Origin of the sequence: Meiothermus granaticius NBRC 107808 (assembly GCF_003574355.1) — a bacterium.
Classification (GTDB): Bacteria; Deinococcota; Deinococci; order Deinococcales; family Thermaceae; genus Meiothermus; species Meiothermus granaticius.
Genome location: NZ_QWLB01000003.1, coordinates 79,793 through 104,118, shown reverse-complemented (window position 1 = coordinate 104,118; position 24,326 = coordinate 79,793). Strand labels below are relative to the sequence as shown.

At 64.9% G+C, this 24,326-nt stretch carries 28 protein-coding genes; 9 read left to right on the top strand and 19 right to left on the bottom strand.

The window, feature by feature from the left end:
- Positions 1 to 30: 30 nt before the first annotated feature.
- From Mgrana_RS01865 to Mgrana_RS01850, 4 genes are all read left to right on the top strand, one after another.
- Complete coding sequence (locus Mgrana_RS01865) at positions 31 to 1,995, top strand: AfsR/SARP family transcriptional regulator (protein ID WP_119355901.1); 1,965 nt, start codon at positions 31 to 33, stop codon at positions 1,993 to 1,995.
- Positions 1,996 to 2,029: 34 nt separating this feature from the next.
- Positions 2,030 to 2,698: a Crp/Fnr family transcriptional regulator gene (locus tag Mgrana_RS01860; protein ID WP_119355900.1), complete on the top strand. Its 669-nt coding sequence runs from the start codon at positions 2,030 to 2,032 to the stop codon at positions 2,696 to 2,698.
- A gap of 61 nt (positions 2,699 to 2,759) precedes the next feature.
- Positions 2,760 to 3,065: a cupin domain-containing protein gene (locus tag Mgrana_RS01855; protein WP_119355899.1), complete on the top strand. Its 306-nt coding sequence runs from the start codon at positions 2,760 to 2,762 to the stop codon at positions 3,063 to 3,065.
- A gap of 4 nt (positions 3,066 to 3,069) precedes the next feature.
- Complete coding sequence (locus tag Mgrana_RS01850) at positions 3,070 to 3,867, top strand: YwiC-like family protein (RefSeq protein ID WP_119355898.1); 798 nt, start codon at positions 3,070 to 3,072, stop codon at positions 3,865 to 3,867.
- 20 nt (positions 3,868 to 3,887) lie between these two features.
- Here Mgrana_RS01850 and Mgrana_RS01845 read toward each other — a convergent pair whose 3' ends face one another.
- From Mgrana_RS01845 to Mgrana_RS01790, 12 genes are all read right to left on the bottom strand, one after another.
- The gene (locus Mgrana_RS01845; protein WP_119355897.1) at positions 3,888 to 4,334 is read right to left on the bottom strand and encodes a hypothetical protein; all 447 of its coding nucleotides are present in this window, start codon (positions 4,332 to 4,334) and stop codon (positions 3,888 to 3,890) included.
- 18 nt (positions 4,335 to 4,352) lie between these two features.
- Entirely contained in the window at positions 4,353 to 4,619 is a 267-nt protein-coding gene (locus tag Mgrana_RS01840) for an indolepyruvate ferredoxin oxidoreductase subunit alpha (RefSeq protein ID WP_119355896.1), read from the bottom strand.
- Positions 4,620 to 4,781: 162 nt separating this feature from the next.
- Complete coding sequence (hemG, locus tag Mgrana_RS01835) at positions 4,782 to 6,176, bottom strand: protoporphyrinogen oxidase (protein WP_119355895.1); 1,395 nt, start codon at positions 6,174 to 6,176, stop codon at positions 4,782 to 4,784.
- Position 6,177: 1 nt separating this feature from the next.
- Positions 6,178 to 7,131 (bottom strand): ferrochelatase, encoded by a 954-nt coding sequence (hemH, locus tag Mgrana_RS01830; RefSeq protein ID WP_119355894.1) that lies wholly within the window; start codon positions 7,129 to 7,131, stop codon positions 6,178 to 6,180.
- Between the two features lie 14 nt (positions 7,132 to 7,145).
- Positions 7,146 to 7,961 (bottom strand): chlorite dismutase family protein, encoded by an 816-nt coding sequence (locus tag Mgrana_RS01825; protein ID WP_119355893.1) that lies wholly within the window; start codon positions 7,959 to 7,961, stop codon positions 7,146 to 7,148.
- Positions 7,954 to 9,024 (bottom strand): uroporphyrinogen decarboxylase, encoded by a 1,071-nt coding sequence (hemE, locus tag Mgrana_RS01820; protein WP_119355892.1) that lies wholly within the window; start codon positions 9,022 to 9,024, stop codon positions 7,954 to 7,956. The genes Mgrana_RS01825 and hemE overlap by 8 nt, the downstream gene beginning before the upstream one ends.
- The gene (locus Mgrana_RS01815) at positions 9,021 to 9,833 is read right to left on the bottom strand and encodes a response regulator transcription factor (RefSeq protein WP_119355891.1); all 813 of its coding nucleotides are present in this window, start codon (positions 9,831 to 9,833) and stop codon (positions 9,021 to 9,023) included. The genes hemE and Mgrana_RS01815 overlap by 4 nt, the downstream gene beginning before the upstream one ends.
- Entirely contained in the window at positions 9,830 to 10,975 is a 1,146-nt protein-coding gene (locus Mgrana_RS01810; protein WP_240631206.1) for a sensor histidine kinase, read from the bottom strand. Before Mgrana_RS01810 ends, Mgrana_RS01815 begins: the two co-directional genes overlap by 4 nt.
- Before the next feature lie 11 nt (positions 10,976 to 10,986).
- On the bottom strand, positions 10,987 to 12,093 hold the full coding sequence (hemB, locus tag Mgrana_RS01805; protein ID WP_119355889.1) for a porphobilinogen synthase: 1,107 nt from the start codon (positions 12,091 to 12,093) through the stop codon (positions 10,987 to 10,989).
- A complete protein-coding gene (locus Mgrana_RS01800; RefSeq protein WP_240631205.1) occupies positions 12,090 to 12,779 on the bottom strand; it encodes a uroporphyrinogen-III synthase in 690 nt (229 codons plus the stop codon). Before Mgrana_RS01800 ends, hemB begins: the two co-directional genes overlap by 4 nt.
- Positions 12,776 to 13,678 carry a hydroxymethylbilane synthase gene (hemC, locus tag Mgrana_RS01795; protein ID WP_186813094.1) on the bottom strand — a complete coding sequence of 301 codons (903 nt, stop codon included), beginning with the start codon at positions 13,676 to 13,678 and terminating at the stop codon, positions 12,776 to 12,778. Before hemC ends, Mgrana_RS01800 begins: the two co-directional genes overlap by 4 nt.
- Complete coding sequence (locus Mgrana_RS01790; protein ID WP_119355887.1) at positions 13,671 to 14,855, bottom strand: NAD(P)-binding domain-containing protein; 1,185 nt, start codon at positions 14,853 to 14,855, stop codon at positions 13,671 to 13,673. Before Mgrana_RS01790 ends, hemC begins: the two co-directional genes overlap by 8 nt.
- Positions 14,856 to 14,944: 89 nt before the next feature.
- On the opposite strand from Mgrana_RS01790, the gene hemL reads away from it, so the two are divergent.
- A complete protein-coding gene (gene hemL / locus Mgrana_RS01785; protein ID WP_119355886.1) occupies positions 14,945 to 16,273 on the top strand; it encodes a glutamate-1-semialdehyde 2,1-aminomutase in 1,329 nt (442 codons plus the stop codon).
- 7 nt (positions 16,274 to 16,280) lie between these two features.
- Here hemL and Mgrana_RS01780 read toward each other — a convergent pair whose 3' ends face one another.
- The 6 genes from Mgrana_RS01780 to Mgrana_RS01755 all read right to left on the bottom strand — a co-directional run bounded on the left by Mgrana_RS01780 (position 16,281) and on the right by Mgrana_RS01755 (position 19,532).
- A complete protein-coding gene (locus Mgrana_RS01780; protein ID WP_119355921.1) occupies positions 16,281 to 16,556 on the bottom strand; it encodes a DUF3467 domain-containing protein in 276 nt (91 codons plus the stop codon).
- Between the two features lie 17 nt (positions 16,557 to 16,573).
- Positions 16,574 to 16,927, bottom strand: a complete 354-nt coding sequence (locus Mgrana_RS01775) for a roadblock/LC7 domain-containing protein (RefSeq protein ID WP_119355920.1) — start codon at positions 16,925 to 16,927, stop codon at positions 16,574 to 16,576.
- Between the two features lie 11 nt (positions 16,928 to 16,938).
- On the bottom strand, positions 16,939 to 17,283 hold the full coding sequence (locus Mgrana_RS01770; RefSeq protein ID WP_240631204.1) for a roadblock/LC7 domain-containing protein: 345 nt from the start codon (positions 17,281 to 17,283) through the stop codon (positions 16,939 to 16,941).
- An 82-nt stretch (positions 17,284 to 17,365) separates the two neighbouring features.
- On the bottom strand, positions 17,366 to 17,953 hold the full coding sequence (gene recR / locus Mgrana_RS01765; protein ID WP_119355885.1) for a recombination mediator RecR: 588 nt from the start codon (positions 17,951 to 17,953) through the stop codon (positions 17,366 to 17,368).
- A 49-nt stretch (positions 17,954 to 18,002) separates the two neighbouring features.
- Complete coding sequence (locus Mgrana_RS01760; RefSeq protein ID WP_119355884.1) at positions 18,003 to 18,317, bottom strand: YbaB/EbfC family nucleoid-associated protein; 315 nt, start codon at positions 18,315 to 18,317, stop codon at positions 18,003 to 18,005.
- A 36-nt stretch (positions 18,318 to 18,353) separates the two neighbouring features.
- On the bottom strand, positions 18,354 to 19,532 hold the full coding sequence (locus tag Mgrana_RS01755) for an MFS transporter (RefSeq protein WP_308629366.1): 1,179 nt from the start codon (positions 19,530 to 19,532) through the stop codon (positions 18,354 to 18,356).
- A 188-nt stretch (positions 19,533 to 19,720) separates the two neighbouring features.
- Here Mgrana_RS01755 and Mgrana_RS01750 point away from each other — a divergent pair, with 188 nt between their 5' ends.
- Positions 19,721 to 20,428 carry a metallophosphoesterase family protein gene (locus Mgrana_RS01750; protein WP_119355882.1) on the top strand — a complete coding sequence of 236 codons (708 nt, stop codon included), beginning with the start codon at positions 19,721 to 19,723 and terminating at the stop codon, positions 20,426 to 20,428.
- 3 nt (positions 20,429 to 20,431) lie between these two features.
- Here Mgrana_RS01750 and queG read toward each other — a convergent pair whose 3' ends face one another.
- Positions 20,432 to 21,517 (bottom strand): tRNA epoxyqueuosine(34) reductase QueG, encoded by a 1,086-nt coding sequence (queG, locus tag Mgrana_RS01745; protein ID WP_240631203.1) that lies wholly within the window; start codon positions 21,515 to 21,517, stop codon positions 20,432 to 20,434.
- A 28-nt stretch (positions 21,518 to 21,545) separates the two neighbouring features.
- On the opposite strand from queG, the gene Mgrana_RS01740 reads away from it, so the two are divergent.
- From Mgrana_RS01740 to Mgrana_RS01730, 3 genes are read left to right on the top strand one after another with little or no spacing between them, the layout of a single operon-like run.
- A complete protein-coding gene (locus tag Mgrana_RS01740; protein ID WP_119355880.1) occupies positions 21,546 to 22,562 on the top strand; it encodes a homoserine dehydrogenase in 1,017 nt (338 codons plus the stop codon).
- Positions 22,563 to 22,584: 22 nt separating this feature from the next.
- Positions 22,585 to 23,874: a threonine synthase gene (thrC, locus tag Mgrana_RS01735; RefSeq protein WP_119355879.1), complete on the top strand. Its 1,290-nt coding sequence runs from the start codon at positions 22,585 to 22,587 to the stop codon at positions 23,872 to 23,874.
- A 51-nt stretch (positions 23,875 to 23,925) separates the two neighbouring features.
- The gene (locus tag Mgrana_RS01730) at positions 23,926 to 24,318 is read left to right on the top strand and encodes a hypothetical protein (protein WP_119355878.1); all 393 of its coding nucleotides are present in this window, start codon (positions 23,926 to 23,928) and stop codon (positions 24,316 to 24,318) included.
- The last annotated feature ends 8 nt before the right edge of the window (positions 24,319 to 24,326 follow it).

Sequence of the window (24,326 nt, the reverse complement as noted above, 5' to 3'; positions counted from 1 at the left end):
TCTAGGCTGTAAACCAACGGGAGGTAAAGTTTGAACCGCATCCGCTGGCAACTGGACCCTCGGGGGTGCATCCGCGCCTGGGGACCCGGTGCGGCGGCCTTTTTTCGTCTGCCAGCGGAACAGGTACTGGGCAAACCCTGCGCCGAGGTAGTTCGGGGCACCGATGGGTTTGGCCGCCCTTTGTGTGGGCGCTGCCCGGTACTGCGCGAGATCAAATACGGGGCCTACCAGGCCAGCACCGCGCTCTCTTGTGGCGGTAAGCGCCTGCGTTGCCAGGGGTTTGCCCATGGCGATATCCACATCGAGCTCAAGCCCGAAAGCCAGCGGGATTCCAGCGAGGTGCTGGCCTCGCTCTCCTGGGCGGTACGCAAGCTGACCGACGAGCCCGAGCGCTTCTTCCAGACCTTGCAGGTTTTCCTGGCGGGTCTGCGCAAAAACCTGGGCATGGAAGCGGCCGAGCTGTTCCTGGCCGACCCCCAGGAGCGCTACCTGGTGCTGACCGCCTACGATGGGGTACACCGCGAGGCGTTCATGGAGAAGCCCTGGTTTGCCTGGGGTGAGGGCTATCCGGGGCTGGTCGCCCTGGGGCACCGGGCCCTGGTTACCCACGACCTGGCAACAGACGCCCGCTACCTGCGGCAGAAGGTCAAGAAGCTGGGCTACAAGACCTATGTGTGCTACCCCCTCGAGCTTCCCCAGGGTCTGATTGGGGTGCTGAACCTGGCCAGCCGCGACCCCCAAATAGACGATGAAGCCCTGCTCGAGCAGCTCTCCCTGATGGGCCCCATGCTGGCAGCCTCGCTGTACATGGTGCTGACCCGGCTGGGCGAGCGAGGGCTGCTCTCCATTGCGGCGGCACTGCGGCAGGGCCACGAATCCCAGGGCCTCGAGGCGTTCCTAGCCCAGGCCACGACCCTCAGCAGGGCTTCGTGTGTGCGGCTGGTACTTCAGGATGGGCGCAACCTCAGCCAGGGCCGCTGCGAAGCGCCGGAGTGCCCGCACGTGCAGCAGTGTCCGGTCTGGCAGGGCAAGGTGCGGGGGGTCAAGGTGGGGTTGGAGCCCTGCCCCCATACCGCAGAAGGGCGGCTCCGCTACTGCTTGCCGCTGTGGTCGGGTGGGAGCGTGGTGGGGGTGCAGCAATTTCACTTTGCCCGCACACCTCAGCCGCCCAGCCAGGCGGTCGCGCCGATCCTGTGGCTGGAGCGTCTAGGGGCCGAGGCCCTCTGGCCCCATTCAGAGCAAGCTGAGAAGGAAAGCCCCTTGCTGGAGATTCACACCCTGGGGGGCTTGCAGGTACGCCGTAGGGGCGAGTTGCTCTCGGCCAAGGCCTTTGGTCGCCGCCAGGCTTACACGCTGTTAAAACTGCTGCTCGCCCACCGGGGCCAGACCCTTTCCAAAGAAGAGCTTTGTGAGTGCCTGTGGCCGGGAGAAGACCCCCGCGAGACCCAGCGCCGCCTGCATGTGCTGATGCACGGTCTGCGCCAGGCCCTGGAAACCGACCCCACCCAGCCGCAGATTGTGCTCCGCGAGGGCGAGGGGTACCGTTTTGCTCCACAGGTTCGCTATTTCCTGGACTTAGAGCGCTTCGAGGCGTTGTTGCACGAGGGCGATGGTCTGGAGGGCACCGCAGCGCTGGAGCGCTACCGCGAAGCCCTGGCCCTCTACAAAGGTGACTTCCTGGCCGACGAGCCCTACGCCGACTGGGCCGAGCTCGAGCGCAGCTACTTGCGTGAGCGGGCAGTGGGGACTTTGTTCCGGGTGGCCCAGATCGCCGAGGCGCTTCACCTGGTGCACGAGGCCCAGTCGGCCTATCGCCGCATCCTGACCCTCGACCCCTGGCGCGAGGAGGCCTACCACGCCCTGATCGGAACGATGGTGCTTTCCGGGCAGGAGTTCGAGGCCCGCAGCCTCTTCGCCCAGTACCGAGCGCGGATGGAACGCGAAGGTTTACCGGTTTCCCCGGAGTTGGCCCATCTGGTGCACATGAGCGCCTGAGGGAAGCCCTGCGGAGCCCAGTAGACTACAGGCGGTGGAAGCCGTTACGGTTTTGGCCCAAAGCCTGCTCTTTCGTGAACTCGAGCCCACAGACCTGAGGGCCCTTGCAGCGGAGGCTCACTTCCGCCTCCTGGCCAAGGGAGAGACCCTCTTTCTCCAAGGTGACCCGGTAGACTCGCTGCACCTGGTGGCCCAGGGGTTGATCAAGGTCTACCGCCCCGATCCCAAGGGGGGCCGGCAGATTGTCCTTCACCTGGAAGGCCCCCACCGCCCGGTAGCAGCCGTTGCAGTGTTTCTGGAGCGGCCCCACTACCCGGCTTCGGCGGAGGCGCTCGAGGAGAGCCGGGTACTGGTCATTCCCCGTGAGGTCTTTGACCGCCTGGTGGACACCCGCCCGCCGGTGGCCCGGGCCATGATCCGCTTCCTGGCCCGGCGACAGCAGCAACTGGTGCATCTGCTGGATCGGCTGGTCTTCCATCAGGTAGGGGCTCGGCTGGCCGAGTACCTCCTGCACCGCACTGAGGTCGAAGGCCCGGGATTTCACCTGCCCACCAACCCCGAGCTGGCCGCTCTCCTGGGCACCGCCCCCGAGCCGGTGAGCCGCAAGCTGGGGCAGTTCTTCCGCGAGGGCCTGATTCGCATGCAGGAGCGCCGGGTTTGGATTGAAGACCCTGCCGCCCTACGGGCTATAGCGGAGGAGTAAGGGCAATTAAGCTTGACCCCAGTCATGGCTCGAGCCCAGCCAGGCATGGTGCCATAGGCCTATGGCCTATCGCTACATCCTCGATCTCCAACAAGAAGCCACCATTCAGGCTAAAGAGGTTGTGAGCCGCTTGCTACACCGCGAGGGAGGTGTACGTACCCGGATCTTCGCCTTCGACGCGGGCCAGGAGCTGGCTGCCCACAGCGCAGCGCATCCGGCCATCCTGCAAGTCCTCTCGGGGCAGGGGCGCTTGACGCTGGGCGAGGCCAAACCCGGCACCTGGGTCCATATGCCCGCCGGACTGGTCCACGCCATCCGGGCCGAAAGTCCCCTAACCCTGCTGCTAATCTCCCTTCCCAAGGAGTGAACCCATGATTGCACCGCCTCGAGGCATCAAAGTTCCGCTAAAGTCTGTAGCCCTGCCTAACGAGCACGGGGGCTGGGGGTTTACCCTCGAGCCCATTCTGTTGGGCTTGCTGGTGGCCCCAAGCTGGGCCGGACTGGGCTTGGGGATTTTTGCCCTGGCGGCCTTTTTCACCCGCCATCCCCTGAAGCTTTGGCTCTCCGACCTGCGCAGGGGCAGGCTCTTCCCCCGTACCCCACTGGCCCGGAGTTTCGCACTGCTGTACGGAAGCCTGGCCCTGACCGGGCTACTCTTGGCCTCCCTCCTGGCCAGAGGGCCCTTCTACTGGCCGCTGCTGACCGCCTTGCCGTTGATGGCCCTTCAGCTCTGGTTCGACGCCCACAACCAGGGGCGCAACCTGCTCCCGGAGATCTCCGGTGCGGTGGCGATGGGCTCTATCGCTTCAGGGATCGCGCTGGCCGCCGGCATGGAACCCTGGCCGGCCCTGGGCCTGTGGCTGGTTTTAGGGATGCGGGCCCTGGCCGCCATCTACTACGCCCGAACCCAAGTGATGCGGGCTCGAGGGGTCAGGGTAAGCCCCCGCTCCGCTTATGGGGCCAGCTCACTGGCGACCGGGGTCTTGGCTGTAGGGGCCGTTTTCGGCCTGGTCCCCTGGCTGAGCGTGCTGGCGCTGGGCTTGCTGCTGCCCGTTTCGCTGTACACCTTCTCCCGCCCACCCACTCCGGCCAAGGTGGTGGGCTGGACGCAGATGGGCTTCGGTCTGCTCATCGTCGTGCTGACAACCCTCGGGGTGAGAATGCCCTGAGGCCAGGCGCTGCCTTTGCCTTATTGCTCTGGGGCTTTGGCCTCCCGCTTAGCCCGGAGCTGGAGCAGCATCTCGCCCGTCACTACCCGCCGGGTCATCGCGTAGATGAAGAGGCCCACCGCCCCGAGTTGCAGCAGCCCCGCGCCCCCCAGAAAGAGCCTCAGAACAGGGTTACCGCTGTGGAGCATCCAGGGCTCGAGCACCAGCCGCAGAATCAGCCCGGTGTTGAGGGCCATATAGGTAGCCGCCTCGAGCCGGTCTTGGCGCAGGCGGCCTGGGCGAGGCATCATCCAATAGGCCACCCCCATCACCATGCTGAGGAAAAACCCCATCAGCCCAGCGTGGACGTGGCCGGTCTTGAAATAGGGGATTAGGCCGGGCCAGAGGTAAAAGGCCGTACCGCTCAGCGCGGTATAGGCCAGGTAGAGCAAGCCGGTACGGATAAACAAAAACTCCCAGAAATACATGCTCGGGGCTCCGATCTGCTAGGGTTCCCCTTCCAAACGATGCCGATTGGGCCCCGCCGATAGCCGGCGGTTTTTCTCCACGCAGCTCGCCCACAGCTCGGGCAAGTCTTCCTCGGGGTAGATGGCTGAGACCGGGCAGGCCGGGACACAGGCCCCGCAGTCAATGCACTCGTCGGGGTGGATGTAGAGCTGATCCCCGCCGTCATAGATGCACTCCACCGGGCAGACTTCCTGGCAGCTTCGATCTTTGACCCCAATGCAGGGCTCGGCGATCACATGGGGCATCGGGCCCTCCGAGGAACTGGGGTGCGAACAGCGGGGATCGGACTCTGCATGCGGCTCACCTCAGCCCCTAGCTTTGAAGCACCAGGGCAACCCTGGCCATGACTCAGGTCATAGCCAGGAGTTTGGGCTTTTCCCAGGGCTCGAGCCACCCCGGCCTGCGGTTCAAACCCCTCCCGGCTCTACTGTCACCGGGGGCAGCGAAGCCCCCTGTAAGAACCCCACCGCCTTCAAGGCCCTCTCCTGGCCCATTCGCACCACCTCAGGCAACCCCACACCGTGATACGCGGCTCCGGCCAAAAACAGCCCCGGCAAGGCTTCGGCCTCGAGGGCCTGCTGCACACGATTCAGGTGGCCCACCGTGTACTGCGGAAGCCCTTGCTCCCAACGAAAAACCCAAGCCCGCTGCGGCTCCGGAAGCCTGCCCCACAACCGACTCAGGTCGACTTTGGCCAGGTTCAACAGGGTGGCCTCGTCCCCGTCCACCCCGGAGAAATACGCCCGCACCAGGCTGTAGCCCTCAGGAGCCCGAGCGGCCCACTTCTGATCGGTCCAGGTAAAGCCCCGTACCCGAAACCCGGCGTTTGCCGCCATCAGCATCCCATGCCCCACGCGAGGGGGCAGCTTCTCCTGGGGAAAGGCCAAGCTCACCGTAGCCGAGCGGCCATAGGGAATCTCCCCCAAGGCTGCGGCGGCAGCAGGGTGCAGCCCCTGGAGCAACCGAGCCGTGACCGGCCCTGGGGTAGCCAGGAGCACCGCATCAGCCTCGAGCCCCCCCTCAGCGGTGAGCACCTGCCAGCCTTCGCCCCGTTGCCTCAGCCCCTCCACTGGGGTGCCCAGGCACACCTCCACCTCAGGCAAATGGGCCCCTAGGGCTTCCACCCAGCTTCCCAGCCCCTGTTTGAGCGAAGCAAAAAGCCCCCCGGCCTCGCGGCTGCCCCGCTCTTTTCGCTGCTGCAAGGCCCCCCGGATCAGGCTGCCGTGGGTTTGCTCGAGGGCCTTGAGCTGAGGGAAGGCCGCCAGGGTGGAGATCGCATAAGGATCCCCACCATAAATCCCCCCCGAGAGGGGCGCAGCCAAGCGCTCCCACAGCTGGGGTCCCAGCCTGCGGGTGATAAAAGCCCCAAAGGGCTCATCCTGCTCTGGCCCCTTGGGCAGGACGAGGTCAAGGGCAGCTCGAGCCTTGCCCAAAGGGCTCAGCAAGGGGCTCATGGCCATCGCCCGCAGATCCCCTGGGATGACCATCTGTAACCCCGGCGGAATCGGCAGGGCTTGATGCCCGTCGTGAATCAGCGCGGAGGGCTGGGTGGGGATGGTTCCAACCATCTGCGCCTCGAGCCCCAGGTCTTTCATCAGGGCGATCGCCCAGGGCTTGTAGCGCACCACCGCGTCAGGGCCGCCCTCGAGCACAAACCCCTCCTCGACCACCGTGGTGATCTTGCCTCCCAGCCGGGCTTCGGCCTCGAGCAGGGTGATCTTCAGCTCCGGGGCCGCCCGCCGGGCGTAATAGGCAGCCGAGAGCCCCGAGATTCCCCCACCGACAATGATTAGGTGCGCCATCTCAACAAAACTCCGCCCATTTCCGAGCCACCACCTCGCGCAACACCTCGATGTAGTCGGGATCGGCATTGAGGCTACGGGTACGCAAGAGGCGAAGCCCTAGCTTTTGTGCGGTGTTTTGAGCCTCATAATCGAGGTCGAAATAGACCTCTAGGTGGTCGCTGGGGAACCCCACCGCCGTCACCACCACCTCTTTGTAGCCTTGGGCAGCCACTTCCTCGAGCTTTTGGTTGATGTCCGGCCCAATCCAAGGCTCAGGGGTCCGCCCCGCCGACTGCCAGGCCGTATCCCAATGCTCCAGCCCCAGGCGCTGGGCCACCAGCTCCGCTGTGGAGCGAATCTGGCCGGGGTAACGCCCGTCCTGTGCGGCCCGCTCGGGGATCGAGTGAGCGGTGAAGAGGAACAAGGCCTTAGAGGGCTCGACCAGGCGCCAGCGCTGTTCCCCCACCCGCGTGCTCACCGCTTGAATATAGCCAGGGTGATCAAAGTACTCCTCTACATAGCGGATTTCAAAGGGGTTGCCCAGCTCAGCCAAGGCCTCCTGTACCTTCTGCTGGTATTCAGCGGTGCTGCGGGCGGAGTAGTGGGGGGCCGCGATGATCCCCACCGCTTGCCGCACCCCATCCTCGGCCATGGCCTCAACCGCCTCCCGGATCAGCGGATGCCAGTGCTTGGTGCCATGATAAACCCGCGCCGGACCGCGCACCCTGGCCCCAGGAGAGGCTTGCAGCAACTGCGGATACAACGGCAGGGTGGCATTGAGGGCGGCCTCGAGCCGCACGGCTTGGGCAAAGGTGATCTCGTTGAGCGGGCTGCGCCCAATGAGGTGGTAGCGCTCCTCGAGCTCCTGCAAAAGCTCTTTGGTGGGGGCTCTTCCCCGGCGGATATCGGTGTAGTAAGGCTCGATCTCGTGACGCTGGTAAGGCGTACCGTAGGCCATAAACAGTATATTCATAGGGTTCCCCGTGGCTAGGCCAGATCCTCCATCACCTCGCGGATGGGCTTCTTGATGCAGGTGAACATCGGCGTATCGGAAAGGGTGTATTGGCTGGCCTCGGTGAAGCGCAGGCGCTGTACCAGATCCACAAACTCCTGGGGGTAATTGGAATCGAAGGCCACCACAAACTCCTGATCGTCAATCCCATAGGAATAGGAGGTGTTGAGGGTTACCCCGGTAAACGGCGCCGAGACATAGATGTGCTCGTCCATCATCCCCTGGCGGGCCTGAGGGGAGAGGTCGTACCAGGGGCGGGTTTTGATGAAGGGGTAGACGAAGAGATACCCCCCCTGCCCCGGCAGCAGATGCACCCCCTCCCCCTCGGGGTTGAAGCGGTCCACATAAATTGAGCGCTTCTGCATCGAGAGAAACGAGTAGGGTTGGCTCAAATACCCCATCAGCTGGGTTTTGTTGAGCTCGGCCTGCATGGCCTGAAACTCGTTTATGCTGAAGGCAATCCGCCAGAGCATGAAGTCCACATCTGCGCGGGTCCCCACCAGCGAATAACTGCGGAGGATGAAGCCCTCTCCGCGCTCCGACCAGCGGCACACCACCTCGGAAAACTCGGCCTTGGCGGCCTCGCGCTCGGCCTTGGGCAAACGGCGAAAGGCCGGATCCAGCTTGTAAAAGGCATAGTTGAGGAACTGGCGCTTGGCCTGGTCGGGGGCCTTGCGGCTGATCAGCCCGGCAGGATCAAGGTCCACCATCCGGCGGGTCTGCTTCTCGCTGTACTCGCGCGGTCCGGAGGCTCGAGGTTGGGTGGGAGGAATTTTGGCTTCGTCAGACATGCTTTGGCTCCTGTAAACGACTAAAGCTGTGTACCACCTCGGCCAGGTGGGCCACATGATCCGGCGGGGTGGTGCGGATAACCCCGTGGCCAAGGTTGAAGATGTGCGCCCCCCCCAACCCCGCCCGCAAAACCTTATGGGCCTCGCGGGTGATGACCTCCCTCGAGGCCAGCAGCACGCTGGGGTCAAGGTTGCCCTGCAGGGTCTTTCCAGGAAGCTGAGGGCGGATGCGCTCGAGGCCCAAGCGCCAGTCCACGCTCACCGCTTCACAGGGCAGCTCAGCGATGACCGGATAGAGGTGCGAAGCCCCCACCGCTAAGTAGATGCGGGGCACCCCCAGCCCCTCCAGGGCGCGCAAGATCGCGCTGTTATAGGGAAGGGCGAACTCACGGTAGGTGGCCGGGTCGTGCAGACCGGCCCAGGAATCAAAAAGCTGGATGGCCTGGGCCCCGGCCTCGACCTGCATCCTCAGGTAGCGGATCGAGACCTCGGTGAGCTTGGCCAGCAAGGCGTGGGTAGCGGCGGGCTCGAGGCGCAAAAAAGCTCGGAAGTCCTCGTACTCCTTTGAGCCCGCCCCCTGAATCAAGTAGGTAGCCAAAGTCAGCGGAGCCCCACCAAACCCAATCAGCGGAACCCCTTGGGGCTCGAGCTCCCTGCGGGTCAGTCGGAGGGCTTCGGCCAAAAAGGGGGCCAGTTCCTCGCTGCTGGGCACCCGCAGGGCCTCAACCTGTGTCTGGGAGCGAATGGGATCGGCCACCACCGGGCCCGGACTAAAGGCGATCTCCACCCCCATCGCGGGGAGGGGGGTCATGATATCGCTGAAGATGATGGCCGCGTCCAGCGGAAATCGCCGCAGGGGCTGCAGGCTGACCTCAGCCGCCAATTCAGGGGTCCTCACCATCTCCCAGAACGAGGCCTTGGCCTTGATGGCCAGGTATTCAGGCAGATAGCGCCCAGCCTGGCGCATCAGCCACAGCGGGGCCCGCTCCGTATCCTCCCCCCAGGCTGCCCGGAGGAACAGCGGGGTCGAGGGCTTTGGGCTAGGATTTTTCTCAAGACTCATGCGGATTCCTCATCAGGCAGGCCTTCCAAGCGATCGGTACGACCGTGCACTTTGTGCATACCCTCCAAGCGGTCGGCACGACCGTGCGCGTTGCGCATATTTTCCAGGCGGGTCTTGGCGTCACCTTCTGGGGTAAACCGGTACCCCACCCCCCAGACGGTGTGAAAGTAGATGGGGCTCGAGGGGTCAGGCTCGAAGAGGCGGCGCAAGCGCAGTACGAAATTGTCAATCGTGCGGCTGGAGGGGAACACCTCCTGGCCCCATACCCGGTCCAGGATCTCGTCGCGGCTCACCACCTCCCCAGCCCGTTCGGCCAGCAGCCTGAAGATGGCCAGCTCGCGCTCGCTGAGCAGCTCTCTGCGCCCCCCTTGCAGGTGGGCAGTCCAGGTGTGGAAGTCCACACGGTACCCACCAAAGCGGTACTCCGACACCGTGCGGTGCTCCTCCCGGCGGCGCAGCAGGTTCTCCACCCGAGCCAGGAACTCCGGCAGGTGAAAGGGCTTGCCCATGTAGTCATCCCCCCCCACCCGCAACCCCTCGGTACGCTCCTCGGGGGCGCCTTTGGCCGACAGGAACAGCACCGGGGCCGAAAATCCCGCCGCCCGCATCCTACGGCAGACCTCGAGGCCACTCAGTTTGGGCAGCATCACATCCAGCACCACCAGCTCAGGCTCCAGCGCGCGCCACAGGGTTTGAGCCGCCTCTCCATCTGTGGCCACAACAACCCTCAAACCCTCGCTCTCGAGGTTGTCGGCCAGAACCTGGGCCATGGCCGGCTCGTCTTCTACAATCAGCACCTGACCCTTCACGCCGGGCTCCTCTCTGGGGCTGAAACCGCCCCGCTGCGGAGCGGCAAGCGCACCCGGAAGCGGCTGCCCTGAGCCAGGGACTCCGCCTCCACGCTTCCCCCCATCAAGGCGGTGATCGAGCGCACCAGGTAAAGCCCTAGGCCCAGGCCCTGGGTCTCCCGGGTCGCCTCCTCACCCGAGCGGTAAAACGGCTCGAAGATACGGGCCAGCTCACCCCGCCGCAGCCCCACCCCACGGTCTTCGACCTCGAGCACGGCCTGGCCCTCCTGGGCCTTCAGGCGCACCCAGATTGGCTTCTCACGCCCAGGGCTGTATTTCAGCGCATTCTCCAGCAGGTTAGAAAAGACCAGTCCGAAGGCTTCAGGATCCAGCTCAACCCAGAGGGGCTGGGGGGCAGGCTCGAAGGTCAGCGAGGCCCCTCGAGCCTCCAGCACCGCGCGTTGGTGAGATAACGCCTGGGCCACAACCGGGTTGAGGTCGTGAACTCCACGATCGGCTTGATGCAGGCCCTGCTCGAGCCGGGCGGTGGCCAGCAAGCGCTCGGAAAGGCTTTCTAAGCGCGAGATTTCCTGGTTCATGTGCTGCAGGTAATCGCGCTGCTTCTCCTTGGGCAGCTCGCGCAGATCCAGGGTTTGCGCCAGCAGGCGCAGGGTGCTGATGGGGGTGCGGAACTCGTGGGTGGCTGCCATCAAGAAGTTCTGCTGGCGCCGCTTGAACTCGCGTTCAGAGGCCAGGCTATGAGCGATGATCCACAACCCCGCCAGCATCACCACCAGGAAAAAGGGGCCCTCAAAAGCGAACATCCGCAGGTAGCGCAGCTGGCTCTCGCGGTAGCTAAGAAGGGGCTCAGGCCGCACATACACGTTATCCCCCTGAATCTCGAGCTGGGGGAAGTCCCGCCGGAGTTCCTCGGCCAGAGCTGGGCGCTCGGCTGGGCGGGTTTCCGCCCAAAGCCGCTGTACCAAGGCAGCCTGCTGCAGCCAGGCCGTCTCGGCATAGGCTACAGTCTGCTGAATGTAGTGCCGCTGGAAAAGGATCCACCATCCTACCTGAGCCACCAAAAACCCCACCACCAGGGCAAAGGTCACCCAAACCCAGCGCCTCGAAAGCCGGGGTTGGAACCGAGGCCGATAACGAAACAACCCATCCCCCCTTACAACCATTCTCCCTCGAGGGCCTGCAGGGCATAGTAGGTGATGATCAGATCAGCCCCAGCCCGCTTGATGGCCTGTAGGGTTTCGCGCACAGCTCGAGGCTCCTCCAGCACCCCTGCCTGCACCGCCGCTTTGAGCATGGCATACTCTCCGCTGACCTGGTAGGCCACCAGGGGCAGATGGGTCTGGGGGCGCAACCGGGTCAGGATATCCAGATAAGGCAAGATCGGCTTGACCATCAGGAAATCGGCCCCCTCGGCCTCATCCAGAGCCGCCTCGCGCAGGGCTTCACGGGCATTGCGCGGATCCATCTGATAGGTAGCCCGATCCCCAAAGCTCGGGGCGCTGTGGGCAGCCTCACGGAAGGGGCCATAAAAGGCGCTGGCATACTTGACCGCGTAGGCCAAAATACCCACCTCGGTCTGTCCAGCGGCGTCCAGGGCCCGGCGGATGTACCCCACCCGTCCGTCCATCATGTCCGAGGGGGAGACGAAATCCACCCCGGCTTCGGCGTGGGTCAGCGCCATCCGAGCCAGCTCAGGCAGGGAGGCGTCGTTGTCAATGATCACCCCCCGGGGAGTCTCCTTGAGCAGCCCACAATGGCCGTGCGAGGTGTGGGCGCACAAACAGACATCGGAGTAGAGCACCACATCGTTGCCAAAAGCAGCCCGCGCGGCCCGCAGGGCGGTAGGGACCGGACCCTCTGGGTCGGCTGCGCTCGAGCCCCGCTCGTCTTTGGCCGAGTCGGGCAGCACCCCAAACAACATCACCGAGCGCACCCCGAGGTTCAAGGCCCGCTCGAGCCCGTGCAAAAACCCCTTCAGGCCCAGCCGGGAGACCCCTGGCATCGAGGCGATGGGCTCCTCGCCCTCACCGGGGATCAGAAAAAAGGGCAGAATCAGGTCGCTCGCCCGTACCACCGTCTCGGCCACGCTCTCGCGCAAAGGGGCACTCGAGCGCAGGCGGCGGGGGCGGTAGGGCAGGAGGTTCTGGTCCTGCGGGCTGTTGGTTGCCGCGCTCTGCTGGCTGTTGGTCAGGACACTCTGCTGGCTATTGGTCTCAGCGCCCCACGGGCGGTGGGTCTGGACCCCGGTTTTGACGGTCATAGTTCTCCTCGTATGGTTTCCACCGCCTTGAGCACCCCTCGAGGGTTGGCCGCGGGGGCGGTTATACAGGACAAACCCCGCTCGAGCAGATGCTTGGCGGTAATCGGGCCAAGGGCTACCAACCGGGCTTCCTCCGCCACCTTAGAGGGCAAGGCGGTGATGGCCGAAGGGCTTCCCAGCACCACGATATCCGGTAGCGGTAGCTTCGGCGGCCAGGGCTTGGAAAGGGTGGTATACACCACCAGGGTGCGCACCTCGAGCCCCCCCCGGCGGAGCTCCTCGGCCAGGGTGGGCAGGGCCAGGTTGCCCTGAGGCACCCCTACCGGCCCCCCTTCCCCGCGCTTCAAAAACGCCCGGGCCAACCCCAGGCCGCTGGCTTCAGTGCTCACCAGCTCGGGCTTAACCCCAGCTTGCTCCAAAGCCTTGGCGGTGCCCTCCCCTATCGCCCCTAGCCGGTGACCCTGGAACCCTCCCCCCAGCTCCTCAACCGCCCGCACCGCCGCTGCGCTGGTAAACAACCACCAGGGGCAGTCCTCCAGAGGCTCCAAGCTGACCCCCCGCAGGGTTCGGGTTTGCACCAGGGGGACCCGCAGCACCTCAAAGCCGTGGGATTCCAACAGGGCCTCGAGCCCCTCCAGCCGGCCCTCGGAGTGGGTCAACGCGACCCGCAGCGCCCGCTCGCTCATCCCCCCACCCCCTGCGGAAACTCGGCTTGAATTTGGCCGAACACCGCCTCGGCCACGGCCTCAGGGGAGGCTGCACGGGCTTGGTAGAGCCGGCCTCCATACCAAGCCAACAGCTCGAGCCCCCCCTCCCCTACAACCTGAGCGCTGGCCCCCAGGGCCAGTTGGCATCCCCCGGCCAGGCGGGCCATCAACCCCCGCTCGGCCGCCACGCTGCGCTGGGCCAGAGGGTCATTCAGCCGGGAGAGCAGCTCGAGCAGTTCGGTATCCGATGCCCGGGCCTCGAGGGCCAAGGCCCCTTGGGCCGGCGCCGGAACCACCAAGCGGGGCTCGAGCACCCGGCTGTGCAACCCCCTCAGGTCCAGCTCGAGCCGGTGGACCCCAGCCTGGGCCAGCAAAATCGCCCCGTACTCCCCCCGGCGCAGCTTCTCCAGCCGGGTGGGCACATTGCCGCGCAACTCCGCCACCTGTAGATCGGGGCGCAGGGCCTCGAGCTGGGCTCGGCGCCGCACCGCACTGGTACCCACCCTTGCCCCCTTCTTGAGGGGCAGCAGCCCCTCCTCTGGAGCGTACTCTTCTGGCCTCACCAGGAGCAGCTCCCGCGCGTCCTCGCGCACCGGGACCGCAGCCAGAGTCAAGCCGTTCACCCCCGCGCTGGGCAGGTCTTTAAAGGAGTGCACCGCCAGGTCCGCTTGTTCGGCCAAAACCGCGTCCTGCACAGCCTTGGTGAAGAATCCCTGTCCCCCCATCTGGGCGAAGGGCAGCCGCTCGCGGTCGCCCTGGGTCTCGACGATCACCAGCTCGCTCCCCCGGCCCAACCGGGCCAGCTCGGCAGCAACCCAGCGGGCCTGCCACAAAGCCAGCCGGCTTCCCCGTGTGGCAATGCGCACAGTCCTAGGCACGCGGGGCCTCCTCGAGATCCGCCCGGCCTAACCCTGCCGCCTCGAGGAACGCCTGGGCTGCTTCCAGGCCGTGTTGCCGGGCCAGGCCCCGCAACCCCTTGAGCGGGAGGTGGGCAAAGCGGTTAGCCAAGCGCTCGAGCTCGCTGGGCTCCAACAGCTCACCCAGCAAATCCTGCAGGGTGGCCTGGTAACGCTGGCGCAGTTGCGCGATGGCCTTTCCAATCTGTCGCTCCGCCCACTCCCCCGAGGCAGCCTCCACTTCCTCCTGCACAATCCGCTCGGCCTGAGCCAGATGCGCCCGCAACTGTTCGCGCCGCGCTTCTCCCAAAGCCTGCATGGCCTCGTGGTCAATCAGGCGGATGCGGGGTGGAACCGCCTGGGGGTTTACGTTGCGCGGCAACCCCAGGTCTGCAATCACCCTAAGCTCGGGTTGACGCTGCATAAACCCTTCCCCCAACAGGAATTCTACCGGGGTTGCACTCACCAGGCCATGGACCCGCGGAGCCTCCCTCAGAAAGGCCTCTAGGCTCATGGCCTGAGCCCCCAGCTCTTCTGCGAGGGCGCGGGCTTTCCCCAACGAGCGGTTCACCAGGAGGAGTTGGGTGGCCGCCCTGGGGGCTAAGCTGCGGGCGGCCAAGCTCCCCATCTCCCCAATCCCCACCACGGCTACCCGCGCTGCCTGCGGCAGGGATCGCTCGAACTCGGGCCGGGCCAGGCTGAAGAGCGAAGCGTTGGCGGGAGCCAGCGGAACCTCGCGACGCACCCGCTTGGCAATGCGCAGGGCGGTCTGAAAGGCAAACCCCACCGTGGGGCCTACCGTTCCGGCTGCGCGTGCCGCCTCGAAGGCCGCACGGACCTGGTTCATGATCTGGTCTTCGCCGGGGTTGAGCGAGTCGAGCGAGGCCGCTACCCGGCACAACTGCTCGAGGGCCGCCTCGCCTTCATAGGCATAGCTCCGCACCCCTTCGGGGGCCAGGGCCGCCCGGGCAGCCTCCACGCTCACCCCCTCCCGCAAGGCCACCACCAGGTCACAGCGGTTGCAGGTGGTGATGGCCACCCTCTCCTGAATCGCCTCGAGCTCCGATAGAGGGCGCTCCTGGAGCCAGCGAGTCCAGGCCTCGAGGGCCTGGGTTCCCCCGCGCCGTTGCGACACCCCAATGAGCACCAGGCGTTCCATACCAAATACTGATTATCACTACCGGTAAAGAACAAGTGTCACCAAAGTGTCAAAGCGGCATCCCTCTCGAGTTGTGCTATGTTCAGGCCATGAGCACCCGTACCCCCCTGATCCAGCGTTCCCAAGAACTGTTCGAGCGGGCCCAAACCGTAATTCCCGGCGGGGTTAACTCGCCGGTGCGGGCCTTCAAGGCCGTCGGCGGAACCCCCCGGTTTATCGCCAGAGCTGAGGGGGCGCGGCTGTGGGATGCCGACGGAAACGAGCTGATCGATTATCTAGGCTCCTGGGGGCCGATGATTTTGGGGCACAAGCACCCCAAGGTGCAAGCGGCCCTGCGCGCGGCCCTCGAGGAAGGCACCAGTTACGGCGCCCCTACCGAGCGTGAGGTTCGGTTGGCCGAGTTGGTGTTGCAGGCTTATCCCAGCTGCGACATGGTCCGATTCGTCAGCAGCGGCACCGAGGCTACCATGAGTGCGCTGCGGCTGGCTCGAGGCTATACCGGTCGGGACCGGATCGTGAAATTCCGAGGCAACTACCACGGCCACGCCGATGGGCTGCTGGTGCAGGCTGGTTCGGGGCTTCTGACCGCAGGGGGAGGCAGCGCTAGATCGGCTCCCAGCAGTGCCGGGGTGCCCCAGGCGTTTGCTGAGCTGACCCTGGTGGCTGATTACAACGACCCAGAAAGCCTCGAGGCGCTCTTCGCGTCACAGGGGCCAGAGATTGCCGCGGTGATCTTCGAGCCGGTGGTGGGCAATGCTGGGGTTCTCATTCCCACCCCTGAGTTTCTCGAAGCGCTGCAAGGCCTGACTCGAGCCCATGGCGCTCTGCTCATCGCCGACGAGGTGATGACCGGATTCCGCCTGGCCCCAGGCGGGGCGGTGGAGCGGCTGGGGCTCGAGCCCGATTTGGTCTGCTGGGGCAAGATTATCGGGGGTGGGCTGCCGGTGGGGGCCTATGGCGGCAAGCGCGAGATTATGGAGCAGGTGGCCCCCAGCGGGCCGGTGTATCAGGCCGGAACCCTCTCCGGAAACCCCATCGCCATGGCGGCGGGGATCGCCACCCTCGAGGCCCTGGCCGAGCACCCTCCCTACGCCCAACTCGAGGCCTACGGCCAGGCCTTGCAGACCGGGCTAGAGGAGATTGCCCGCTCCGCCGGGGTTCCGGCCACGCTCAACCGGGCAGGCTCAATGATCACCCTGTTCTTTCGAGAGGGGCCTGTCCAGACCTATGCCGAGGCCGTGGGCTCCGATACCGAAGCCTTCAAGCGATTTTTCCACGGACTCTTGGAACAAGGAATCTACTGGCCTCCCAGCCAGTTTGAAGCGGCGTTCTTCTCAGCCGCTCACGGCGAAGCCGAGCTCAAGGCCACCCTCGAGGCTGCCGAAGCCGCCCTGCGAAACCTTGCCGCCGGACGCTGACGCCGACTCAGGCCCGGCTGGGGTCCACGGCCTCGGGAATAGGGCCAAAGGTTTGCTCGTAGCGGCTGATGTTTTCGGCCAAACTATGGAGCAGGGCCTTGGCATGCTGGGGCGAGGTGATGATGCGGGCCACCACCAAAGCCCCGACCACATTGGGATCGGTCTGGGGTTGAAGCAGGGCAAAGTCCAGGTAGAACTCATTCTTCTGGTGGGAAAAGACGGCGAAGTTAGCGTACTGGCCACCGGCGGTCTCACGGTCAATGTCAATGCGCAGTTCGGGCATGGTGGGTTGTGCGTCGTTCACGCTAAGGCCTCCTTGAGGCGGGGAATGCTTTTCTTGAGCTGAAGGCGAAGGCGGCCCAGATGTTGCATGGAATCCATCAGCACCACCAGCAGGTAGTTCCGCTCCAGAGGAACCAACAGCAGAGGTCCCTGCGGGTACTCTACCATGACTTCTTCCACCTCCCCGCGCCCCAGCTCTTGGGAAAGCGCCCTGGCCGAGGCCAGAGCGGTGGAAGCCGCCCCCCCCAGAAAATCCACGTCGGGGGCCTGCTCACCCCGTAGGCTTTCCACTATGAAGCCATCCTCGGCCACCAGGGCTGAGGCCAGCACACCGGCAGTGGTTTGCAGCTCTGCAAGCACCATTTGCACCATAGGCATCCCTTTCACAGCGTCTTAGCAAGGCGCAGGGCCAACCGCGAAAGCTCATTCCCCACGCTCTTCCGGTCTGCAGTGCGGTCCACCACCGCCCCTAAACAATAGCGCCCAAACACCACCGCCAACACCTCACGCTGCTCGGTGGCCAGGCTGAAGCGCTTGGGCGACCCCCCCAGGCTCTTGCTGAGGGCCTGGCTGTTCCGCAATAAAGTGGCCAGTTCCGCCGCCAGCAGTTCAGGTTCAGGGCTCGAGTTCCCCGCGCTCTCAATCACCAGACCATCCTGGGAGGTGAGCACCGCTTGACGAATTCCCAAAGGCTCGAGCGACTTGAGCACCAGGTTAAAGTAGCACAAGGCCCTGGGGGGGCTTGGCCCAATTGCACCAAAAACCGGCCTCCGGGGTCACAGGCTCCACCCTGCAGTTCGGGCTGAGGGTTTACGAGTAGCCGCGCCGGTTCTCCAGGGCCCGCGCCAAGGTGACCTCGTCGGCATACTCGAGGCTCCCCCCCACCGGCAAACCATAGGCCAGGCGGGTCGAACGAACCCCCATAGCCGCCAACCGCTCGGCCAGATAGCTCGAGGTGGCCTCCCCCTCGACGGTCATCCCCGTCGCAAGAATCACCTCGCGCACCCCTTGGAGGCGCCCAAAGAGTCCCTCGAGGTTTAGCTGCTCCGGGCCAACCCCCTCTAACGGGTTCAGGGCTCCCCCCAGCACGTGATACAACCCCTCATATTCCCCGCTGCGCTCGATGGCCATGAGGTCATTGATGGTCTCCACCACACAAATTAGACCGTGGTCGCGCTCGCTGTCCGAGCAGATGGGGCACAGCTCGGCCTCGGCCAGATTGCCACACCGCTTGCAGGGGTGCAGGCTTTCTGCCCCCTCAAGACCCTCGAGCAATTCCCTGGCCGCATCTGGGTTTTGCACCAAAAACAACCCCAGCTTTTGGGCACTCTTAGGCCCCACCCCCGGCAGTCCAGCCAAGGCCCGCACCAGCTTGAGGAGTTTCTCAGGGTAGCGCATAGGTCAATCGCCTAGGGCAAGGCAGGGCCCTTCCCCTGCCTCCTCCCGGCTAGAACATGCCCCCCAGCATGTTCCCAATCCCACCCAACTCCCGGCTCATCTCCCGCTCGGACAGCTCGTGGGCTTTGGTTTGGGCGTCCTGAACCGCGACCAAGATAAGGTCTTCCAGGGCTTCTAGGTCTGAAGGATCCACCGCCTCGGGCTTGAGCTTGATCCCCTGGATATGCCCATGGCCATTGGCGGTAACCTCGATGAGCCCACCCCCGGCGCTGCCCACCACGCTCATGCTGCCCAGCTTCTCCTGAACCTCCGCGGCTTTTTTCTGGGCCTTTTGGGCCTCTTTCATAATTTTTTGGATGTTCATCGCTCCTCCGTCAACAGCTCTATTATAGGGGAGCCCTCAAGCAGGTTTGGCTGCCGGAATTCCACCGCGCAGGGCCACTCCAACCACCGAAGCGCTGACCAAAAGCCCCGCCAGCAAGAACACCAGCGGAGCCCCCAGGTGAGGTTCTGCCAGCCCGGCCAAGGCCGCCCCAATGATCTGCGCGGCGGCCATCACCGCCTGGAACGCAGCAAACACCCGACCCCGAATCTCGGAGGGGGTATTGCTCTGAAGGATCGAGCGGGCTGGAATGATAAACAAGGTATTGGCCACCCCCGAGAAAAAGAAGGCGATCAAGGTCCAAGCAAACACCGGCAGCGCCCCAATGCTGGCCTCCAGGATTCCAAACGCGGCCAATCCTAGCAAAAACAGTCGCTCTCGAGGAACCCGCCCACTTAACCCACCAAACCCCAGGGTGGTGAGCATCACCCCCAAGGCCATTGCCGATTCGATCACCCCAAAACCTGCCGCCCCCACCCCCAGCACCTTATTGGCAAAGATGACCATCAAGACCCCTTCTACCGAGCCAAAGCAAGCCGCAGTGAACAGGAGCCCTACGGTGGTTCGTATAGCGGGGTTCGACCATAAAAATCGCACCCCCTCTCTGGCCCGCAGCCAGTAGCCCGCGCTCCCCGTTGCCTCAGGGGCCAAGCGGGGCAGGCCCAGCAACAGCAGGGCCGAAATTACGTAGGTAATGGCGTCGAAGTAAAACGCTATGGCTGCCCCCACCGTAGCCACCAGCACCCCGGCTACCCCCAAAAAGGCCACCTCGGCAAAACGTTGGGTGAAGGCCATCAGGCCATTGGCTTCATCCAATCGCTCGGCTGGGACCAAGTCGGGGATTGAGGCGTTGGCCGCAGGGTCAAACAGGGTGGTCAGGGTTTCCACCAGGAACACCAGCCCTAAAATCACCAGCAGGAACTTTCCCCCCAACAACGGGATCAGCGGTACCAGCACAGCCCGTCCAAGATCAGCCAGAATCATGACCCGGCGGCGGTCTTGGGTGTCGGCCCAGGTGGCCAGCAGTGGCCCCGCCACAATCCGGGCCACAAACTGCGCCACCAAGGTCAGGGAGACCCACGCGGCCTCTCGAGTCAGGAGGTACATCAGGGTGAGCAGGGCAATCCGATGCACCTGGGTGCCCGCTTGCGAAACCAATTGGGCCAAAAACAAACGGCGAAATCCAGGGTGGCGCAAAGAGGTCCACATAGGGGATGTGGCGACATATTACTATACCTTGGTATTGGTTATGCACCCGTAAGCCGGGTGGGTCTGGGCTTACCTGGGGTGAACAGTGCATAAAGGTTACTCAACCTGCCCCTTTGCCGGTTCCACTGAGCCATCTAACCCGCCTTTATGGCTAAATCATGGCAGAATGAGTTGCCATGCGCCTGGGCATCATCGCCGAGATTCACGCCAATCTTCCAGCCCTCGAGGCCGCCCTCGAGGCCTTACGCAAAGAAGGGGTTGAGCAGATATGGGCCATCGGGGATATCGTCGGGTACGGCCCGCATCCCCGCCAAGTGATCCGCAAGCTGGACCGCGAAGGCATTCCCTGTGTACCAGGAGCCGCCGACCTGCGCGTAGCCTACGCCCTCCCAGCTCAGGCTCGGGAGGGCATCGCCGAGACCACCATCCTCTGGACGCGGGCCCAGCTCGGCTCTCGAGAGATGAACTTTTTGCGCAACCTACGCTCGCGCCACCGCCTGGATACCCCAGGCGGACGGCTGATGGCCTTTCACGGCTCCCCCGAAGACCCTGAGCAAAAACTAGACCTCGAGGCCCACCCCGCCGAGATCCTCAAGATGCTCGAGGGGCTGCGTTCGCGCTATGGGGTGGTAGCCGGACGGCACATCCCCTTCCGCCGGGCGGTTCACAAGGGCGTCATCTATGACCCCGGTTCGGTCGGCTTGAGCCTGGGCGGTGAGCCTGGGGCCGATGTGCTGATCCTCGAGGACGACATCAACGGGGATCTGGTGCATCACTTCCTCAAGCTGCCCTATGATTACGGCCAGGTGGCCTTCGATCTGGCCGCCTGGGAGCTGCCCGAGGTATTGGCCGAGGTGGTGCGCCAAGGGCGGTTTCCGCAATAGGGGCTATCGGCCGGCCAGAACCGCCTGGGCTTCCTGGGCCACCTCGGGCTGGGGGTCATGGCCCAGCCGGGCCACCGCGTCCCAATCCCCAAACCGGGCCAGGGCTCGAGCCGCGGTGGCGCGAACGACGGGGTTTACATCTCCAGCCGCCCTGCGCACCAGCGGCAGGTGCTCCTGCCGGTTGGCCAACACGATCAGGGCGTTGCGGGCCATTCGGGTACGGCCTGGGCGCAAGAACACGGTTCGCTCATAGCGTCGGGCAAAGGCCCGGCTGGAGAGCGAGAAGAATTCCTCGAGGTCGGGGTGGGCCAGCTCAGGTTCCGGACGAAACCCCGACCAGAAGACCTGGGGCTTGCGGTTCCAAGGGCAGACCTCCTGGCAGAGATCGCAACCAAACAGCCAATCCCCAATTAGGGGCCACAACGGGGCCGGAATCAGCCCCCGGTGCTCGATGGTCCAGTAGCTGATGCAGCGCCGGGCGTCCAGGGTTCCGTCCCCCAGCAGGGCCCCGGTGGGGCAGGCGGTCAGGCAGCGGGTACAGCGTCCACAGCGGTTGGGATAGGGCGGGGCGGGCTCAGGGGGCTCGAGGCTCGTCAGCAGCAGGGCCAGACTCAGGTAGGCTCCCTCCCCCATCCGCATCAGCATGGCGTTGCGGCCAACCCAACCCAGCCCGCTCAGGACGGCATAGCTCCGCTCCGAAAATGGGCCGGTGTCCACATATCCCTTGGCTTGCACCCCCAGCTTGGCCGCGCAGTCCTCGAGCTCCCTCAGGTAGGGCTCCAGCAGGACGTGGTAGTCCCGCACCCAGGCGTAGCGCGCCACCCGACCCAGCCGCACCCCGCCCTCAGGTGGGCCCGGGTCGGGGTAGGCCTGGGGCGCGGCCAACACCAGCACACTCCTGGCCCAAGCAAAGCGCTGCGCCGGCTCGAGCCGGGTGCTGGGGAGCAAGTAGTCCATGGAGGCGTGGTTTCCCGCCTCGAGCCAGGCTCGGTAACGCCGCTGGGCCTCTTCCGGCAGGCCGAGCGGTGCCCATTCCGCGAGAAACCCCCGCTGCTGGGCTTCTTGGCGTAAGGTAAACCAGGGCTCCACCCCTTCACTTTCCCATATACTTCTGCGCATGGAAACCATTCGGGTTGCACTTTTGGGCGCGGGTACGGTGGGCTTGGCTTTCGCCGGATTGTTGCCTCAGCACCGGTCTCGCTGGGCCGCACTGGACGTACAGCTCGAGCTGGTCAAGGTTTTGGTACGCGATGAGCACAAGCCCCGTCCTGGCCTTCCAAGCCGCCTCCTCACCACCCAAACCCAAGGATTTTTACAGGATGTGGACGTGCTGGTAGAGGTGGCGGGTGGAACCGGCCTGGCCGGGGATATGGTGATCGAGGCCCTCGAGGCCGGAATCCCGGTGGTTACCGCCAACAAGGCCCTTCTGGCCGAGCGCTGGGCCGAGCTGCGGGAGTATGCCGAGGGGGGCGAGTTGTACTACGAAGCCAGCGTGATGGCCGGAACCCCGGTGCTGGGCGCGCTGGGCAGCCTGTGGGGAAACCAGACCCGAGAGCTGCACGGCATTGTCAACGGAACCTGCAGCTACATTCTCCGACGGATGGAAGAGGGCTCGAGCTACGAGGCGGCCTTCAGGGAAGCCGGGGAGCTGGGCTACTTGGAAGCCGATCCCAACCTCGATGTGGGCGGAATTGATGCAGCCCATAAGCTCACCGTTCTGGCCCGGCTCACCGTAGACCCAGGCCTCTCCTGGGAAGAGGTTCGGGCCCGAACCAGAGGGATTGCCCACCTCACCCCCCAACGGTTGCACGAGGCTCGTGTCGAGGGGCGGGCCGTGCGGCTCGTGGCCAGCCTCTATCCCGAAAAGGGGCAGTGGGTTGCGGCGGTGCGCCCGGTCCAGCTCCCCTTGAGCCACCCCCTGGTCACCCTGGGCAGCGGACGCAACGCCCTGGTCTATCGCGGCGACCCCATCGGAGAGCTGGTTTTCGCTGGGGCCGGGGCTGGCGGAGGAGTAACGGCCAGCGCGGTGCTGAGCGACCTGTACAAAGTGCTGCTGGGCATACCGGGTAACCTGCCCATCCCCCAGGCGCTGCCGGCTCCAACTGTGGAGATCGAGCCGCTCGAGGAGGTTTAGAGATGTCGTAACATGGCAACCGATGATCGGCTACTATAGCACCCGTGACCCCCAGAAAACGCCGGTGTCCTTTGAGGAAGCCCTGCTCGAGGGCCTGGCCCCTGATGGGGGGTTATATGTCCCGAACCGCGTCCCCAAAATCCATCCAGCCCACTGGATGGAGGCCGGGACGATCGCTGAGGTGGGGTGCCGGGTACTGCCGGGTTGGTTGGGCCAGGAAATCCCTGCCGAAACGCTGGAATCCATCATCCGAGACGCGCTGAATTTCCCCTGCCCGCTGGTGCGGCTGCGCGACGACCTGTTCGTGCTCGAGCTGTTCCACGGCCCCACCCTCTCCTTCAAGGACTTCGGGGCGCGCACCATGGCCCGGTTGATGCAGCATTTTCTGCGCCAGCGGGGCGAGCGGCGGATCATCTTGGTGGCCACCTCGGGGGATACCGGCAGCGCGGTAGCCGACGGTTTCGCCGGGCAAGACAACCTCGAGGTGGTACTGCTTTACCCCAAGGGCAAGGTCAGCGCGGTTCAGGAGCGACAGCTCATCGTCCGGCGCAAGGGGGTGCGGGCCCTGGCGGTGGAGGGCAATTTTGATGACTGCCAGCGCATAGTCAAGGAAGCCTTTCTGGATCCAGAGCTGGCCCACCTACCCCTGTCCAGCGCCAACTCCATCAACATCGGACGGCTCCTGCCGCAGTCACTGTACTACCTGTGGGCTGCCGCCCAGACGGGCTCCCCCACCCCCCTCAACTTCTGCGTTCCCAGCGGGAACCTGGGCAACCTGACCGGTGGGGTGTTGGCGGCCTTGATGGGCCTGCCGGTGGGGCATTTCATCGCAGCCCACAACGACAACCACTTCTTCCCGGACTTCCTGGCCGGTCGGGCCGAGGCCTACCAGTTCCTACCCACCATCGCCACCCTCTCCAACGCCATGGATGTAGGCTCGCCCAGCAACTTCGAACGGCTGTACGCCTTGCTCAGCCCCGAGCGAATGCGGGAGTGGATCTGGGGCACCACCGTCTCCAACCCCGCGACCCTAGAGCGCATGGCTCAGGTGTACCAAACCCACGGCTACCTGGCGGATCCCCATACCGCGGTGGGCCTCGAGGCCGTCGAGCGTTACCGTGCCCGCACCGGTGACCCCACCCCTGTGGTGGCCCTAGCTTCTGCCCATCCGGCCAAGTTCCCTGAGGTGGTCTCCAAAGCGCTGGGCCTACCCGGACCCAAAGAAGCTGCGCTGGAAGCCTTGTGGGGGCAAGAAACTCAGGTCCACACCGTAGCCCCCACCCTGGAAGCCCTAAAGGACCTGCTGCTGTAGCCCTTTCGAAGGCTTCAGCTTCCCATCATCTGAAGGGTTATCCTGCTAGGAGTGCGCAGCGTTGGCCGCATCCCCTGGCAGGCCGTCTCTCGGCTCTTGCCCTTTTTGGCCCTGCTGCTGATCCCCATCGCGGAAGCCCGTTACCTTTGGGTGGATGCCCTGAGGCCCGTCTATCCCCCGCCCTCCTGTGCTGCTGGGCCCGACTGCACCAAAGCCATGCCGGTCTCGGTGGGGCTGCTGGCGGAGATCCAAGCCACGCCGGCCTCGAGCCCCGCCGTTCTCCCGACCGCCCTCCCCCACCCCATGCCCCAGCAACGCGGGGTAGGCCCGGCCTCGAGGGCAGGCCAGCCCCATCCAAACTCCTCCATCAAGGCTACCCCCAGAGCCCCGCCCTGCATCTCTGAGCCTCAGGTGTCTATGGATCCCTCGTCCCTAACCTCATAAGGAGTACT

Bases quoted from the DNA above. Each gene is read 5' to 3' on its own strand.
- Mgrana_RS01855 (WP_119355899.1), top strand. From the start codon at position 2,760: ATGGCCTATCGCTACATCCTCGATCTCCAACAAGAAGCCACCATTCAG.
- Mgrana_RS01850 (WP_119355898.1), top strand. From the start codon at position 3,070: ATGATTGCACCGCCTCGAGGCATCAAAGTTCCGCTAAAGTCTGTAGCC.
- Mgrana_RS01845 (WP_119355897.1), bottom strand. From the start codon at position 4,334: ATGTATTTCTGGGAGTTTTTGTTTATCCGTACCGGCTTGCTCTACCTG.
- Mgrana_RS01840 (WP_119355896.1), bottom strand. From the start codon at position 4,619: ATGCCCCATGTGATCGCCGAGCCCTGCATTGGGGTCAAAGATCGAAGC.
- hemG (WP_119355895.1), bottom strand. From the start codon at position 6,176: ATGGCGCACCTAATCATTGTCGGTGGGGGAATCTCGGGGCTCTCGGCT.
- hemH (WP_119355894.1), bottom strand. From the start codon at position 7,131: ATGAATATACTGTTTATGGCCTACGGTACGCCTTACCAGCGTCACGAG.
- Mgrana_RS01825 (WP_119355893.1), bottom strand. From the start codon at position 7,961: ATGTCTGACGAAGCCAAAATTCCTCCCACCCAACCTCGAGCCTCCGGA.
- hemE (WP_119355892.1), bottom strand. From the start codon at position 9,024: ATGAGTCTTGAGAAAAATCCTAGCCCAAAGCCCTCGACCCCGCTGTTC.
- hemB (WP_119355889.1), bottom strand. From the start codon at position 12,093: ATGACCGTCAAAACCGGGGTCCAGACCCACCGCCCGTGGGGCGCTGAG.
- Mgrana_RS01800 (WP_240631205.1), bottom strand. From the start codon at position 12,779: ATGAGCGAGCGGGCGCTGCGGGTCGCGTTGACCCACTCCGAGGGCCGG.
- Mgrana_RS01790 (WP_119355887.1), bottom strand. From the start codon at position 14,855: ATGGAACGCCTGGTGCTCATTGGGGTGTCGCAACGGCGCGGGGGAACC.
- hemL (WP_119355886.1), top strand. From the start codon at position 14,945: ATGAGCACCCGTACCCCCCTGATCCAGCGTTCCCAAGAACTGTTCGAG.
- Mgrana_RS01780 (WP_119355921.1), bottom strand. From the start codon at position 16,556: ATGCCCGAACTGCGCATTGACATTGACCGTGAGACCGCCGGTGGCCAG.
- Mgrana_RS01775 (WP_119355920.1), bottom strand. From the start codon at position 16,927: ATGGTGCAAATGGTGCTTGCAGAGCTGCAAACCACTGCCGGTGTGCTG.
- recR (WP_119355885.1), bottom strand. From the start codon at position 17,953: ATGCGCTACCCTGAGAAACTCCTCAAGCTGGTGCGGGCCTTGGCTGGA.
- Mgrana_RS01760 (WP_119355884.1), bottom strand. From the start codon at position 18,317: ATGAACATCCAAAAAATTATGAAAGAGGCCCAAAAGGCCCAGAAAAAA.
- Mgrana_RS01750 (WP_119355882.1), top strand. From the start codon at position 19,721: ATGCGCCTGGGCATCATCGCCGAGATTCACGCCAATCTTCCAGCCCTC.
- Mgrana_RS01740 (WP_119355880.1), top strand. From the start codon at position 21,546: ATGGAAACCATTCGGGTTGCACTTTTGGGCGCGGGTACGGTGGGCTTG.
- thrC (WP_119355879.1), top strand. From the start codon at position 22,585: ATGATCGGCTACTATAGCACCCGTGACCCCCAGAAAACGCCGGTGTCC.